The organism is Pontibacter litorisediminis (assembly GCF_029360645.1).
GTDB lineage: Bacteria > Bacteroidota > Bacteroidia > Cytophagales > Hymenobacteraceae > Pontibacter > Pontibacter litorisediminis.
Window position 1 is genome coordinate 1 of record NZ_JARDUA010000010.1, and the last position, 15,710, is coordinate 15,710.

Sequence of the window (15,710 nt, forward strand, 5' to 3'; positions counted from 1 at the left end):
AAGGCGCTGCTGATCAGGTTTGAGACAAAAGCCAGCAACTGGATGGCCCTCCACGTGCTGGCTTTTACAGTGCTTTTTGTTCGGAAAATTAAAAGATGTGAGAAACTCTAAACAGGTTCTATACCTATTGATGCTCAATACAATAACGCTAAGCAACTAAATTTATTAGCAACCATAAAGTGCAGTTAATTTTCTACTCCGAGGTAAGTTTTCCAGTCCGAATTGCTGTGGTTCAGGTGCAGCTGCAGGAATGTTTGGAGGGTGGGGCGCGTAGGTTTCCGAAGAAGTTTAAGCCCGGCTTCCTCGGGGGTACGGTCGCCTTTGCGGGAGTTGCAGCGCGAGCAAGCGGTTACCAGGTTCTGCCACTTGGTTTCTCCACCCCGGCAGCGCGGCAACAGATGGTCCAGCGTTAAATGTTTGACCGAACCGCAATACTGGCAGCTGTAGTTGTCGCGGCGCATCACATTGTGGCGGCTCAGGGCAATGCCATAGTACGGCACCCGCACATAGCGTTGCAGCCGGATAATGGAGGGCACAGGATACGTGGTGCTGACAGTATGAAGCACCTCGGAGGCAGACTTGGAGACCATCTCCGCCTTATCGAGGTACACCAAACGAAAAGCCCTCTGGATAGAACATACAGCAATTGCGCTGAAGTCCTGGTTCAGGATGAGTACTTTGTCTTTCATGGCCAATTTCTGGTCTTTCGCCTACTCTTTTACGGAATTCACCGAAAAGCTGTAGCGCCAGATCCAAAGAAATCAGCAAGATTTTAGAGGTGAATTCGCTTGATAATGCGCAGGTTATGGGAGTAGCGCTTGCGCTCTGCGTTGTAAATCCCGTTGTGGTCCAGCGTATCGATTCGGACTTCGCCATGGGCATGCATGATCTGCTGCCCCTCCAGCACAAGGCCGACATGCGTGATGCGGCCTTCCGGGTTAGAAAAGTATGCCAGGTCACCTGGCTGGGCCTGCGTCACGAAGTGCACCTCCTCCCCATGGCTCACCTGCTGGTAAGCATCGCGCGGCAGTTGGTAGCCGCAGATACCGAACACGAGTTGCGTGAAGCCGGAACAGTCGATACCGAAGATGGATTTGCCGCCCCACAAGTATGGCGCCTTCAGGAAGCTGTTGGCCACCTTCAGCAGCTGCGCCGGTGTAGCGTGGGTAGCTGGGTTAGAAGCCCTGCCGGTGTACTGGTACCGCTCCTCTCCCACCCGGATGCTCATCCCGTCGAAGAAAGGCAGGTAACAGCCGATGCCCACCGGAATTCGCACCTCCGCGTTGCTTATTACCTGCAGCAGGTCCAGAGCGCGAGGGTGCTGGGAGCTGCACCATTCTTTGTAGTAGTCCGTTGATACCGGGGTGTGCTGCTTTGAGTCTATCCAACCACGGTAGCCGTCGGCGGCCAGTTGCAGCTGCAGCCAGTTACCGTCGCGCGCCACCACCTCGTAGCACTCGCCAAACGTCAGCTGCGTCACGATCTCAGCCTTGTCAGAAGTTTCGGCGCGCATGGGCACCACACTCAGCATTCCTATTCCGTATTCCACTTTTGTTTAAATTGTGATTGAGTGAAAGAGTGATTGAGTGAATATTAAATGAGGGATTGGTTAAATGTTTTCAAAGTATAAAATAAGTATAAACCAGTACCTTTTTGCCTTTATAGGGCTTTAGAAAAGTATAAATTTAATCACACATTCACTCAATCACTCATTCAAAATCCCTAGTATCCGCTGCGCTCCATCTCGCGCTTCACATCTTTTGCCTTTATGTCTTCCCGCTTGTCATACAGCTTTTTACCACGCGCCAGCGCAATTTCTACTTTAGCAAAGCCACGGTCGTTTATGAACATGCGGATCGGGATGATCGTTACCCCCTGCTCCTCAGCGCCACGCTCCAGTTTGCGCAATTCGCTCTTGTTGAGCAAGAGCTTTCGGGCGCGCATGGGCTCGTGGTTGTAATGGGTGCCCTCGGTGTAGGTGGAGATGTGCACATTGTGCAGCCACAGCTCATTGCGGGTAAACACGCAATAGCCGTCCTGCATGTTCACCTTTCCCTCCCGTATCGATTTTATCTCTGTTCCCATCAGCATCACGCCAGCCGTATACTTGTCGAGGAACTGGTACTCGAAGGAGGCTTTGCGGTTTACGATGTTAACGTGCTTCTGTATTCTGTCTTTGTCTTTCGCCATTTATACTTGCTTCGGCGCCAAAATTTTCGCCAGTTTTTCTTTTTTCAAAATTTTCTGACCGGTTTCTCCGTCAGCCACCACACGCTCCCCCACTTTCGCCGTGAAGCTGCAGATTACGTCTATCCCTTCCTGTTTCATCAGCGTCGCCACAATCACCACATCCTCCCCCTCAAAGGCAGGTGCTTTATGGTTGATCGTTAAGCAGGTACCTATCCCCTCTTCATCCTCCGCTTTCATTTCCAGCACAAACAAGCGCCCTGCCCACTCTGCCGCCTGCGCCAGCGAGAAGGTAGAGCAAACGGCATGCACCAAACCATCCTCAAAACGGGCAAAGTCAGCCGCCGTTACGCGCTTAACATACGTACGGGTGTCACCGGGTTGTATCATCGTTATTCGTTGTTCTCTAATCGTTGTTAGATTCAGGATTTACAGGAATGAAGTACTATCAGGATGATCAGCTTGAGTACCGTACCATTTCATCACCATAATTTTGTTATTGCCAATAATCAATTAACGGATAACCAACAACAAATAACTAAAATTTGAGCCTCGGCTCGGGGCTTACGTATTGCGTGGCAAAATCGCTTTCAAGGTACTGGAAGTGAGCCGCCATAGCAATCATGCCTGCATTGTCGGTGCAGTACTGAAAAGCCGGGATATACACATTCCAGTTGTGCTTCTGCGCATACTCCTGCAGCGTCTTGCGCAGCCCTGAGTTGGCCGACACACCGCCTGCTATCGCAATTTCACGGATACCCAGATCCTTAGCAGCCTGCTTCAGCTTCTTCAGCAGCGTTTTGATCAGCGTGTGCTGCACACTGGCGCAAATATCCACCAGGTGCTCCTGCACAAAATCAGGGTTCTCCTTCGTTTTATCTCTGAGGAAGTATAAAACTGACGTTTTGATGCCGCTGAACGAGTAATTATACTCCGGCATGTTGCCTACCGGGAACTCGAAAGCCTTTGGGTTGCCCTGTGCGGCCATTTTGTCGAGCATCGGCCCGCCCGGGTACGGCAGGCCCAGCATTTTAGCAGTCTTGTCGAAGGCCTCGCCCACGGCATCGTCGGTGGTTTGGCCGATAATCTCCATGTCCAGGTGATCTTTTACGAGCACGATCTGGGTATGGCCGCCGCTCACAGTCAGGCACAGGAACGGGAACTGAGGCTTAGGGTCATCGATAAAATGGGCCAGAATGTGCGCCTGCATGTGGTTTACCTCAATTAAAGGCACACCCAGGCCCAAGGCAAACGACTTGGCAAAAGAGCAGCCAACAAGCAGGGCGCCTAAAAGGCCGGGGCCGCGTGTGAAGGCAACTGCATTTAGCTCACTTTTTGCTACATTTGCCGTAAGCAAGGCCTGAGAAACCACCGGTATAATGTTCTGCTGATGGGCTCTGGAAGCCAGCTCCGGTACCACACCGCCAAATTGCTCGTGCACGGCCTGTGTGTTAACGATGTTAGACAATACCTTGCCCCCACGGATAACCGCGGCGGAGGTCTCGTCGCAGGAAGATTCTATCGCTAGTATTGTAGGTTCAGTCATCTTTGGAAAAAGAACAGTCAATAAATTACTTCAAAGTTATAGGAAAAGCTATTCTAAAAATAGTTTTGGGGCTGTTCCTGTTCCTTTTCCTGCTTTTTGCGGCTGTTTTTGTGGCTATACGCTTCCCAAGTGTGCAAACCAAAGTGGCGCAAAAGGTGGCGGCATACTTATCTGAGGCCACCAAGCACGAGGTAAGCGTGGGCCGCGTAGACATAGAGTTTTTCAGTAACGTGGTGCTGGAACAGCTACAGGTAAAGGACAACCGCCAGCAGGAACTCTTCTATATAGGCCGCGCCGAGGCAGACATCAACGCCTTCTCCATCCTTAACCCGAATAACCTGAGCATAAGCACCCTGGAACTGCAGGAGCCGCGGGCCAACCTGGTTAAGTATGAGGGGGCAGACTCCCTCAACCTTAGCTCTTTTATCAGTGCCCTACAGGGCTTGTTTGTAAAGGACACCACCAAGGTCTCCAAGCCCTTCAATTTCGAGCTGGACGAACTCATCATCAAGAACGGCAGCTTCACCTACGATGACTTTAACTTTCCCCGCACCGACTATGGGATGGATTACCGCCACCTAGCCTTTACCAACCTGAGCGGCCGCTTTGATGAGATACAGCTGGAGGACACGCTGAAGGTGCAGGTAACTGACCTGATGGCACTGGAGACAAACTCCGACACCCGCCTGCACAACCTGGACACGCGTATGACCTACGCCCCCACCTTCTGGGATTGGGAGGCACTGGACCTGCAGCTCAACAACAGCAACCTGCAAAACCGCGTCCGATTCGACTATAGCACCTTCGGCAACTTTGCCCATTTTGTAGACAGTGTGCGGATGACAGCCAACCTGGAGAATAGCAAAGTATACTCGCAGGACATTGCCGTGTTTGCGCCACAACTTAAAGAGTACGATGAGAACCTGCAGGTAAACTCATTGAAGCTAAGGGGGTTTGTCCGGGACTTCGCGGCCACTGACGTGGACCTGGAGTATGGGCGCAACACCCACATTGTGGGCAGTATAAATGCGGACGGTTTGCCAAACTTTAAGGAAACATTTGCCAACCTAAGGCTGAAGCCATCCACCATCAGCGCCGAGGACCTGAAGCAGTTCCTGCCGCAGGAGGCTTACCAAATTGCATCCCGGCTGGGCACCGTGCGTCTGGACGGGCGCTTCCTGGGCTTCTACAACGACTTTGTGGCCAATGGCGAGTTCGGCACGGCGCTGGGCAACCTGCGCTCGGACATCAACCTGAAAATCGACGACGACACCCGCACCTCCTCCTACAGCGGCTTCGTGACCACTAATGGGTTTAACCTGGGCCGCTTGTTAGACGCAGAAAAGCAGATCAGCTCCATCTCCATGAGCGGTCGCTTACAGGGCTCTGGGTTCACCTTGCAAACGGCTGATGTGAAGGCAGACGTAAACATCCGCCAGGTGCAGCTCCTGGGGTACAATTACCAGAACATTCGGGCCGACGGAGTCTTAAAGCAGCAGGTGTTTACAGGTGATGTCGCCATTAACGACCCGAACCTGGTATTTACAGCCAGTGGTGAGGTAAACCTGGCAGAGCAGCGGAAAGCCTTTAACATGCTCGCTGACCTGGAGCGCATTAACTTCCAGGCCCTGCACCTGACAGATGAGCCATTTTTGCTAAGCGCCCAGGCTAACCTCAACTTCAGCGGCCTCCATCTCGATGATTTTGAGGGCACCGCCCGGTTTGACAGTGCCTATGTCAGCTACAACGGCAACAGCCTCTCCCTCGACTCCATGCTGATCGCCTCTGAGATTGCTGCCGGGCAGCGTACGCTAGACCTGTTTTCTAACCTGCTGGACCTGCACGTGAACGGCAACTTCAACTATACCACGCTCATCGACGACCTCAAAACGCTGGTGCAGGAGTACAAACTTAACTTTGAGAGCAACGATGCAGCCACGGCAGCCTACTATAGCCGCAAACCCAGGAGCACCGGCAATGAGTATGCCGTCAACTACCGCATGAACCTGAAAAGGGCCAACCCGATTCTGGAGATGTTCATGCCGGAACTCACGATTTCCGACAGTTCTCAGGTGGAGGGCTCCTTTCGCCACGATGCCACCGCCATACTTGACCTCTACGCCACGATTGACACCATCAACTATGATAACTATACCTTGTATGGTAACAACATCGAACTAAACACCTCTAAGATGCTGGATAACCCGGATGTGCTGGCTGCGCTTCTCTTCACCTCCCGCCAGCAGGAGATTCCGGGCGCCGGTTCTGCGCAGGACTTTTTCCTGGAGGGGATCTGGAGCGAGCGCACCATACAGTTTGCCTCCAGTTTGCGCCAGCCGCAGCAGAACAACCGCGCCCTTATTACGGGCGACCTGAACTTCCTTCAGAATCAGATCCAGATCGTTTTTGACCAGTCTGACATTACGCTGCAGCAGAATGAATGGGCTTTTGTGCCCGGAAACACGGTATACATTAGCGAGGCCGGCAAGCGGCTGGTGTTCGAAAATTTCGCCCTCACGAACCAGAACCAGGTTATACGCGCTGACGGAGAGGTGTCGCGCAACCCGGATAGCCGCCTGGAACTGATTGTGGAGAACTTTAAACTCAACAACCTGAACCCGCTCCTCTCGATGAAGATCGCAGGCGAGGTGACCGCCCAGCTTACGGCACAGGACCTCTACAACGAGGCCAAGGTAAATGCCGCCATGCAGGTAGATTCCTTTTACCTGGACAATGTGTTTATCGGCAACGTGGTGGGCAGCACCGACTGGACCAAGGCCAAACAGCGGGCAACAGTGGATTTGGGCATCCAGCGGGACGCCAAGAAGGTGCTCTCCCTGACCGGCTTTTACAACCCGCAGGTAGAGGAAGACCAACTGGACCTGCTGGCCGTCTTGGACCAGGCCAACCTGAAACTGGTAGAGCCGGTGCTCCGCGGGCTCTTCTCCGACTTAGGTGGGGAGATGGAGGGGCGCATCCGCATCCTGGGCAATCTCGATTACCCTGTCCTGAAAGGGTCAGTTATGGTAACGGGCGGCCAGTTTACGTTCGACTACCTCAACACCACCTACCGCTTCTCCGACCGTATTTACCTCGGCCCGAACAGCATCAGCTTCCGAAACGCGCAGCTACAGGATTTATTTGGCAACAAAGCAACAGTGTCGGGCGGTATCGCACATGACGGTTTCCGGAACATGGTGATAGACATGGAGGCCCGCTACCGTAACTTTATGGTGCTGAATACGACGGAACAGCAAAACGAACTCTTCTACGGGACAGCTTTCGCCACGGGCACGGCCAGCGTGCTGGGGCCGACCGAGAACCTGCAGGTGCGGGTAGACGCGCGTAGCGAAGAAAACACCCGTATCGTGCTGCCCCTCGACTACCAGACCGACGTGTCCCGGAAAGACTTTATCCGCTTCGTGAACAACAACCCGGAGGCGGCCACAGGTGTAGAGGTGGAAGCCGAGAACCACATCGTAGACCTGTCCGGTATCAACCTGGACTTTAACCTGGATGTAACCGACGATGCCTATTTTGAGATTATTATTGACCGCACCACCGGTGACGTGATCCGTGGCTCAGGCAACGGCGATATTCAAATGACCATTGACACCCGCGGCGACTTTAACATGTATGGCACTTTTGAGATTACCCGGGGCGCTTACAACCTGAACTTGCTGGAGGGCCTGCTTACCCGGGAATTCCGGGTAGTACCGGGAGGCACCATCACCTGGAACGGCGACCCTACGGCTGGCGTGATGGACATCCGTGCCAACTATACCCAAATGGCCTCCTTCAACAACCTCGTCAGCGATTTTAACAGCGCTGGGCGCTACCCGGTTACAGCCGTGATCGACCTGCGCGGACCGCTGCTCACCCCCCAGATACAGCTTGGCCTTAGCTTTGACCAGTTGCCGCAGGAGGTGCAGTCTTCGCCCTACCTGTACCCGATCATCAACTCTATTAAAAGCGATGAAAGCGAGCTGAACCGACAGGTGTTCAGTTTGCTGGTGCTGCAGCGCCTTTCACCGCAGGGCACCCTTGCCTTCGACAGCAGCGTGGGCGCCGGCGCCGTGGGAGGCAGCTTGGGCAGCCTTCTTTCCGGGCAGCTGAACAACTTCTTCAACAGCATCGACTCGAACCTGGAGGTGGACATTGGCCTGGGAAGCGTGGGAGGCCCGGATGCCCTGGCAGCGCTGCAGGTGCGCCTGAGCTATACGTTCCTGCAGGGGCGCCTGCGCATTACGAGCGAGACAGGCTTCGGCAGCTCGCGCGATGACGCACGGGGCACCGGCTATGTAGGCGACTGGACACTGGACTATTACCTCTCGCAGACCGGTGAGCTGCGCGCGCGCCTGGAGTATAACACTACCCCTAACTTCTTTACGGGCCGCATTACCCAAAGCCAAAGTATAAGTTTGCTGCACACCAAGCGCTTTGATAACCTGCGCGACCTGTTCCGCAGCGAGAAGCGCGCCCGCCGCCAGCAACGCCTTGAGATGGAGCGCGACCGCATCATACTGGACTCGGACCCGCGGCTAGAGCTTTAGATGCGGGCTTGAGCATTATACCCGCATACTATTATAGCTACATCTGCGGAGGGGTGTCAAGCGGCCCTGCCTGGCTTACCAAGTACAGATAGGCCTATTTTTACTGGCTTTGCCCGGTGCTCCTGCGCTTTTGTAAAATATATTCCTAATTTTGTGAGGAAGGCTAAAGCTATGGCGACGAAAGTAAAACACATTAAAAAGAAAAAGTTAGGCAATTACCCCCACCTGATGGTAGTGTTCAGCATCACGCTGGCACTTTTTGTCATCGGGGTGTTCGGGTTGCTGCTGATCCATGCCGAAAAGCTGTCGGAGAAGGTAAAGGAAAGCATAGAAATGCAAGTATACCTGGACCGCAACCTGACAGAGGTGCAGCGGGTGAGGCTACAGAAAACCTTCGCAGCCAAAGAGTACATTGCCTTCCAGAACGACACAGCGCAGGTGCGCTATGTATCCAAGGAAGATGGAGCCAAAGCCTTTTTAGATGAGACCGGCGAGGACTTCATGGCTTTCCTGGGCGATAACCCGTTGCGCGACGCTTACGTGCTCCGCATCGATGCCGACCACTCCAGCTCTGCCATGCTCAAAAGTATAAAGCTGGACCTGGAGGAGGTGGAAGGTGTGTATGAAGTGCAGTACGTGGAGAGCCTAATCGAATCCATCAACCAGAACATCCAGAAAATCAGCATTATCCTTATCGGTTTTGCCGCCATACTGGTGCTGGTAGTCATCATCCTCATCAACAATACCATCAAGCTGGCCCTCTACTCGCAGCGTTTTTTAATCCGCAGCATGCAGTTGGTGGGGGCCACGTCGTTCTTTATCCAGCGCCCATTCCTGAACCGCGCTGCCTGGCAGGGCATTGTGAGCGGCATGCTGGCTTCTGCCCTGTTGTTTGGCCTGATGCACTATGCTTATAATGAGATTGCGGAGCTCCAACTGCTGCGCAACGACGAGCAAACCTACATATTGATGGGAGCCCTAGTCATACTTGGTTTGATCATTGGTTTTATGAGCTCTTACCGCGCAGTGCGCAAGTACCTGGGCATGTCTCTAGATGAACTATATTAATACTATGGAGGAAAACAGAAATAACCTTGCCTTCGGCAAGAAGAATTATGTGCTTATGCTGGTATGCATTGCCGTGCTGGCCATTGGCTTCTTTATCATGACACTGGATAAGGAACAGTACGGCCTGGGCTTCCTCGGCATCACACTCGGCCCGCTGGTAGTGCTGGCTGGCTTCGCAATAGGATTTTTCGCCATCCTGGCAAAGGACAAAACAAAAAAATAAATGAGTGTTTGGCAGGCTATAATTTTAGCCATAGTTGAAGGATTAACTGAATTCCTGCCGGTTTCCTCTACCGGGCATATGATCATCGCCTCCAGCCTGATGGGCATAAACGAGCTTCCGATCACCAAAATTTTTGAGGTTAACATACAGTTTGGGGCCATCCTGTCGGTGGTGGTGCTGTACTGGCGCCGCTTTCTGCAGAGCTTCGACTTTTACAAAAAGTTGCTGGTGGCTTTTATTCCGGCAGCCGTTATTGGTTTTGCCCTGAACGACATCATAGACGCCATGCTGGAGAGCGTGATGCTGACGGCGATCATGCTGGTGCTGGGCGGCGTGGTGCTGCTTTATGTGGACAAGTGGTTTCGCCATGCCCAGAAGGAGGAGGTAAACTATAAGAACGCGCTGACGATTGGGTTCTTCCAGTGCCTTGCCATGATTCCGGGCGTTTCGCGCTCTGCTGCCTCTATCGTGGGCGGTATGTCGCAGGGCGTCAGCCGTAAGGCCGCCGCAGAGTTCTCGTTCTTCCTGGCAGTACCCACCATGCTGGCCGCCGCCACCTATAAGTTAATCACGGACCTGCTCCAACTGGAGCTGTCAGACCTTATCAGGTTTGATTTCGTAAAAATTCAGAACAGCTTTGAGGTAATTCACCCGGACGACCTGCAACTGCTGCTGATTGGCAACGTGGTGGCCTTTTTTGTGGCCATGGCAGCGATAAGCTTCTTCATCAGCTTTCTGACCAAGTATGGCTTTAAGATGTTCGGCTATTACCGCATTGCCCTGGGCGTGGTGCTGCTGGCACTGCTTGCCATGGGCGTAGACTTAAAAGTATAACTATGCAATACGATTTTGCCGCTGGCGAAATACTCCTCTTAAACAAGCCACTCGACTGGACCTCTTTTGACGTGGTGAAGAAAGTACGCAACACCATCCGCGTAAAAAAAGTAGGGCACGCCGGCACGCTGGACCCCCTGGCCACAGGCCTGCTTATACTTTGCACCGGCAAGTACACCAAGCGCATCGATGAAATCCAGGGGCAGGAGAAAGAGTACACCGGCATCATCCGCATGGGCGAGATAACCCCTTCCTACGACCGGGAGACTGAGGTTACGGAGACAAACGACATCAGCCACCTGACAGCAGAGGCTATAAAAGCAGCCGCCCAGTGCTTTGTGGGAACGATAGAGCAGGTGCCGCCCATCTATTCTGCCGTGCAGGTGGATGGCAAGCGTGCCTACGACCTGGCCCGCAAAGGCAAGGAAGTGGAACTGAAGTCTCGCACGGTTACGATAAACGCGTTTGACATTACAGGAATAGATGGCCCCGAAGTAACATTCAGGGTGGTGTGCAGCAAGGGCACCTACATCCGCAGCCTGGCTCACGACCTGGGGCAAAAGCTGGGCGTGGGGGCTCATCTGAGCAAGCTGGAGCGCACACGCATCGGCGAGTATAAACTTGAGGATGCTTTAACGATAGAAGACATCGTCGAGATAAGGAAAAAGCAGCTGGAGGAAGCGAATGAAAGTAATTCATGATATAGCTGATTTTCCGCAACTGAGCCATGCCGTGGTAACCAGCGGCACATTTGACGGCGTGCATATCGGCCATCAAAAGATACTGCGCCGCGTGATGGAGCGGGCCCGGCAGAGCAACGGCCAGAGTGTGGTCATCACCTATTGGCCCCACCCCCGCCTGGTGCTGTTTCCGGAGGATAATGAGCTAAAGCTGCTTTCTACGATAGAGGAGCGCGTAGAGCAGCTCCGCAGCTTCGGCGTAGATTACCTGCTCATCATCCCTTTTACGAAAGAGTTCTCCCGCACCTCTTCCCGCAGCTTCATCACCGATATACTGGTGCGGGCCATTAACACCAAAGTGCTGGTGATCGGCTACGACCATCGCTTCGGCAAGAACCGCGAGGGCAGCTTTGAGCACCTGAAGGCCCGTTCGGCACAGTATGGTTTTGAGGTGGAGGAAATACCGCGCCAAGATGTGGACGATGTGGGCGTGAGCTCCACAAAGATTCGAAAGGCGCTGGAAAGCGGCGACATCGAGACAGCCAATAGTTACCTTGGCCGGCCGTACAGCATCACCTCCGTGGTGGAGGAAGGCGACAAGATAGGCCGCACCATTGGCTTCCCGACAGCAAATCTGGCTCTACCCCCTGCGCACAAACTCATACCTGGCAATGGCGTTTATGCCGCCTGGGCTCTTGTGGAGAACGAGCGCCACCCGGCGATGATGAACATTGGCCTGAGGCCCACGGTGGATGGGAAACAATTAAGGCTGGAAGCGCACTTGCTGGAGTATACCGGCGACTTGTATGGTAAAACCATAACCGTGCAGTTTATAGAACAGCTCCGCAAAGAGCGCAAGTTTGATGGCTTGGAAGCCTTAAAGCAACAGTTGGCGCAGGATAAGCTGGCAACAGAGCAGTTGCTGAAAGTCTAAAACACCCGAAAGCATCTTTTTAAGCGGCCCTTTGATGGCCGCTTTTTTTGTGTCCTCCTAAAATAAAGCGGCCATACAGGTAGCTACCCCACCCATACCGGACGTATAGGATGGTCTGCCGAATGAAATCCGGATGCCAGGAAGACCGCCTACAGGAAGAGCCGGCCCTCCAGGGGCATCAGTAACGGCAAGGTACACAGAAACACCCGCAAGCCCCCATGACAGAGCTGACGCTTATTTATGATCCGTTGGAAGAGCAGACGGTGCGTGAGAAGATCATACCTGCTTTTCGCTCCTTTACCATCACACCGGTCGCATATGCCCTGAGCAAACGCACAATAGTACCCAATTGCAAGTTTATGACTTACCTGAGCGATGAGATGCTCTCGGAGATCGTGATGCTGGCAGCCAATAAGAACTGCACGGTGAGCCTGCTCCCCCACCCCATGATGAAGGAGGCAAGGCAGGGCTACGGAATAGCGGCTAACCTGGCACAAGCTATAGAAGATATTGAGCAGGCAGAGAAAAGTATAAGAACAGACCTGCTACTGTGCAACAGCAGGCCCGTGTTTAACAAAGTAGTGGTAGGTAATAGCCTGAGCCTGATATCGGGAAGTGTGGCGCAGAACGCTTTTGTTTCTGCACTAGAGCGAATTGGCCGCCTGTTTAAAAGCCCACAGGTGTATGTGCCACAGGCTTTCACAATATCCGCAGACAGCCACCCTCAGCTAACGACCGCGGCGTTAGGGATCATAGCCGTGCTCCATGGCAAAAGCAACCTGCTCTCCAGGCAACTGCTGAAAGACTCCTACATCAACGATGCAAGAATGCACGGCCTCATCCTAGCGCCCAAAAGCATGCCCCAGCTCATTAGGTTCTACCTTGGCTCCATCTTCGACGGGAACAAAGGCAGCAGGCTTCCTTCCTTCATCGGCCACATCAAAGCCCGGGCTATGACTATTGATAGCCCGGAGCCGCTGGATTATGCTCAGGACAATTACCTGCTTAGCGCCAAAACGCTGGAACTGCGCGTAATGGAGGATGCCTTCAACGTTATACCTGGTCGCCACCTGCTGGAGAGCGCAAAGGCAGGGGGCCCCAGCGATGTATACAGGGTAGAAAAACTCCCCAAAGAAGAGGCCTACCTGCATGAAATTGTAGGCAGGCCTTTGCCGTGGCTTTACCATGCCTCCACCGTTGAGTTCAGGGACCTTTTTGTCACCCTCCGGGAAAATGCGAGGGCCACCAGCCCTTACCTTACCCTGATGGTGCTGTCCACACTGCTGGCAACCCTGGGGCTGTTCTCTAACTCCTCTCCCGTGATTATCGGCGCGATGATCCTGGCCCCGCTCATGGCTCCCATCATCTCCATGTCGATGGGGGTGCTCCGGCAGGAAAGGAAGCTGATCTACGGCAGTGCCAAAACAATTGGGCTGGGGCTGCTGCTAAGCTACCTGGCAGCCGTGCTGCTGACCCTGGTTATGCCTCTGCAAGCCATGAACGACGAAATAGGCTCCCGCATAAGGCCAAATCTGCTGGATCTGGGTATCGCCATCTTCTCAGGGGTTGCCGGTGCCTATGCCCATGCCCGTCAGGAGGTAGCCAAAACACTGGCAGGCGTTGCCATTGCCGTGGCCCTCGTGCCTCCTCTATCGGTTTCCGGCATTGGCATAGGCTGGGGAGAATGGGATGTGTTTTCCGGAGCCCTCCTGCTCTTCACCACCAACCTTACAGGCATTATCCTGGCAGCAGCCTGTACCTTCATGTTCCTGGGTTTTAGCCCTTTCCACCTGGCCAAACGAGGGTTGCTTGTTTCGCTGGCTTTGGTGGTTCTGATAAGCTTCCCACTAGGGTTCGGCTTCTTTAAAATGGTGCGGGATAACAACATCATGCGCTCCCTGAACAACTATAAGGTAGAGGACATTACTGTTCGGGAGGTAGCTGTCATCAGGGGCGGGGACCCTATGCTACTCAGGGTCAGACTCATGTCGGAGCACCCCATCAGCAGCGCAGACCTGGACCGGGTAAAAGAGGCTATTTCGTCAGAGGTAGGGCGGGATGTAGAGTTGGAGGCAACGGTAAGCATCAAAAGGTAATTGTTTGTGCCTCCTACATGGAAACTTAATCTGGTAAAAATCGAAAGATATATTTAGGTATTGCCTTTTTTATATATAAATTAATGCTGAAAAAACTGTTCCAAAACTATGATCAATAAAACTGTTAAGAACGCACAGGAGGCACTACAGGGCGTTCAGGATGGCATGACCCTGATGCTGGGGGGCTTTGGCCTTTGCGGCATTCCGGAAAACGCGATCCAGGAGCTGCTGCGCCTGGGGGTGAAAAACCTGACCTGTATCTCGAACAATGCCGGTGTGGATGACTTCGGTATAGGCCTGCTCCTACAGAAGCGCCAGGTAAGAAAGATGATTTCGAGCTATGTAGGTGAGAACGCGGAGTTTGAGCGCCAACTGTTGAGCGGCGAACTGGAGGTGGAGCTGATCCCTCAGGGTACGCTGGCAGAGCGTATCCGTGCCGGGGGCGCAGGAATCCCGGCTTTCTTCACACCGGCCGGTTACGGCACCGAGGTTGGCGAGGGCAAAGAAAGCCGCGAGTTTAACGGTAAAATGTACCTGATGGAAGAGTGGCTGAAAGCCGATTTCTCTTTTGTGAAGGCTTGGAAAGGTGATACCGCCGGCAACCTGATCTACAAAGGCACTGCCCGCAACTTTAACCCTATGATGGCTACCGCAGGTAAGATAACTGTAGCGGAGGTGGAAGAACTGGTGCCCGCAGGTGAGCTTGACCCGAACATGATCCACACGCCAGGAATTTTTGTGCAGCGCATTTTCCAGGGCGAGAAGTACGAGAAACGCATCGAACAGCGTACGGTGAGAACTGCTTAAATCAGAACAACATGGCTTTAGATAAAAACCAGATAGCGAAGCGAATCGCAAAAGAAGTGAAGAACGGTATGTACGTGAACCTGGGCATCGGTATCCCCACCCTGGTAGCAAACTACATCCCGGAAGGCGTTGAGGTGGTACTGCAGTCGGAGAACGGACTGCTGGGCATGGGCCCCTTCCCTACCGAAGACAAAGTGGATGCCGACCTGATCAACGCCGGTAAGCAGACCATTACGACCTTGCCGGGCTCCTCAATTTTCAGTTCTGCGGACAGCTTTGGCATGATCCGAGGGGAGCATGTGGACCTTACCATACTTGGTGCCATGGAGGTGTCTGAGAGCGGCGATATTGCCAACTGGAAGATACCGGGCAAAATGGTAAAGGGTATGGGCGGTGCCATGGACTTGGTGGCCTCTGCCAAGAATATTATCGTGGCGATGCAGCACACCGCCCGTGATGGCTCCTCTAAACTACTGAAAAAATGCACCTTGCCTATTACGGGGCTGCAATGCGTGAAGAAGATCGTAACAGACCTCGCGGTGCTGGAAGTAGTGGAAGGTGGCTTCAAACTGCTGGAGCGGGCACCAGGTGTGTCTGTAGAAGAAATCAAGGCGGCAACAGAAGGCAACTTGATTGTGGAAGGTGACATCCCTGAGATTCAGTTCTAGAAGTGCCTCTGTTATACCTTGAGCAAAGAAGCGCAGCCGTAAACTGCGCTTCTTTGCTTATTTTTGCACCAACCTGTTTGCACTATCCTGTGCTGCAGGTATAATATATCAAAA

14 protein-coding genes are annotated in these 15,710 nt (G+C 53.3%); 9 read left to right on the forward strand and 5 right to left on the reverse strand.

Annotated elements, in window-relative coordinates; translation table 11 throughout:
• Window positions 1–185: 185 nt before the first annotated feature.
• The 5 genes from PXG97_RS20135 to tsaD all read right to left on the reverse strand — a co-directional run bounded on the left by PXG97_RS20135 (window position 186) and on the right by tsaD (window position 3,733).
• Window positions 186–689 (reverse strand): HNH endonuclease, encoded by a 504-nt coding sequence (locus PXG97_RS20135; RefSeq protein WP_276499644.1) that lies wholly within the window; start codon window positions 687–689, stop codon window positions 186–188.
• 83 nt (window positions 690–772) lie between these two features.
• The gene (locus PXG97_RS20140) at window positions 773–1,549 is read right to left on the reverse strand and encodes a C40 family peptidase (protein ID WP_276499645.1); all 777 of its coding nucleotides are present in this window, start codon (window positions 1,547–1,549) and stop codon (window positions 773–775) included.
• Between the two features lie 173 nt (window positions 1,550–1,722).
• Window positions 1,723–2,190, reverse strand: coding sequence for an SsrA-binding protein SmpB (smpB, locus tag PXG97_RS20145; RefSeq protein WP_276499646.1), 468 nt, complete (start codon window positions 2,188–2,190; stop codon window positions 1,723–1,725).
• The gene (locus PXG97_RS20150) at window positions 2,191–2,577 is read right to left on the reverse strand and encodes a thioesterase family protein (RefSeq protein ID WP_276499647.1); all 387 of its coding nucleotides are present in this window, start codon (window positions 2,575–2,577) and stop codon (window positions 2,191–2,193) included. It lies immediately after the preceding gene.
• 148 nt (window positions 2,578–2,725) lie between these two features.
• The gene (gene tsaD, locus PXG97_RS20155; protein ID WP_276499648.1) at window positions 2,726–3,733 is read right to left on the reverse strand and encodes a tRNA (adenosine(37)-N6)-threonylcarbamoyltransferase complex transferase subunit TsaD; all 1,008 of its coding nucleotides are present in this window, start codon (window positions 3,731–3,733) and stop codon (window positions 2,726–2,728) included.
• 2 nt (window positions 3,734–3,735) lie between these two features.
• On the opposite strand from tsaD, the gene PXG97_RS20160 reads away from it, so the two are divergent.
• The 9 genes from PXG97_RS20160 (at window position 3,736) to PXG97_RS20200 (ending at window position 15,596) form a co-directional block, all read left to right on the forward strand.
• Window positions 3,736–8,286: a translocation/assembly module TamB domain-containing protein gene (locus PXG97_RS20160; protein ID WP_476745741.1), complete on the forward strand. Its 4,551-nt coding sequence runs from the start codon at window positions 3,736–3,738 to the stop codon at window positions 8,284–8,286.
• Window positions 8,287–8,457: 171 nt separating this feature from the next.
• Complete coding sequence (locus tag PXG97_RS20165; protein WP_276499650.1) at window positions 8,458–9,354, forward strand: cell division protein FtsX; 897 nt, start codon at window positions 8,458–8,460, stop codon at window positions 9,352–9,354.
• Window positions 9,355–9,358: 4 nt separating this feature from the next.
• The gene (locus PXG97_RS20170) at window positions 9,359–9,577 is read left to right on the forward strand and encodes a DUF3098 domain-containing protein (RefSeq protein WP_276499651.1); all 219 of its coding nucleotides are present in this window, start codon (window positions 9,359–9,361) and stop codon (window positions 9,575–9,577) included.
• On the forward strand, window positions 9,578–10,411 hold the full coding sequence (locus PXG97_RS20175) for an undecaprenyl-diphosphate phosphatase (RefSeq protein ID WP_276499652.1): 834 nt from the start codon (window positions 9,578–9,580) through the stop codon (window positions 10,409–10,411).
• A 2-nt stretch (window positions 10,412–10,413) separates the two neighbouring features.
• A complete protein-coding gene (gene truB / locus PXG97_RS20180; RefSeq protein ID WP_276499653.1) occupies window positions 10,414–11,112 on the forward strand; it encodes a tRNA pseudouridine(55) synthase TruB in 699 nt (232 codons plus the stop codon).
• Window positions 11,096–12,025, forward strand: a complete 930-nt coding sequence (locus PXG97_RS20185) for a bifunctional riboflavin kinase/FAD synthetase (protein ID WP_276499654.1) — start codon at window positions 11,096–11,098, stop codon at window positions 12,023–12,025. Before truB ends, PXG97_RS20185 begins: the two co-directional genes overlap by 17 nt.
• A 218-nt stretch (window positions 12,026–12,243) precedes the next feature.
• Entirely contained in the window at window positions 12,244–14,121 is a 1,878-nt protein-coding gene (locus PXG97_RS20190; RefSeq protein ID WP_276499655.1) for a DUF389 domain-containing protein, read from the forward strand.
• Window positions 14,122–14,229: 108 nt separating this feature from the next.
• Window positions 14,230–14,928: a CoA transferase subunit A gene (locus PXG97_RS20195; protein ID WP_276499656.1), complete on the forward strand. Its 699-nt coding sequence runs from the start codon at window positions 14,230–14,232 to the stop codon at window positions 14,926–14,928.
• Between the two features lie 11 nt (window positions 14,929–14,939).
• A complete protein-coding gene (locus PXG97_RS20200; protein WP_276499657.1) occupies window positions 14,940–15,596 on the forward strand; it encodes a CoA transferase subunit B in 657 nt (218 codons plus the stop codon).
• The last annotated feature ends 114 nt before the right edge of the window (window positions 15,597–15,710 follow it).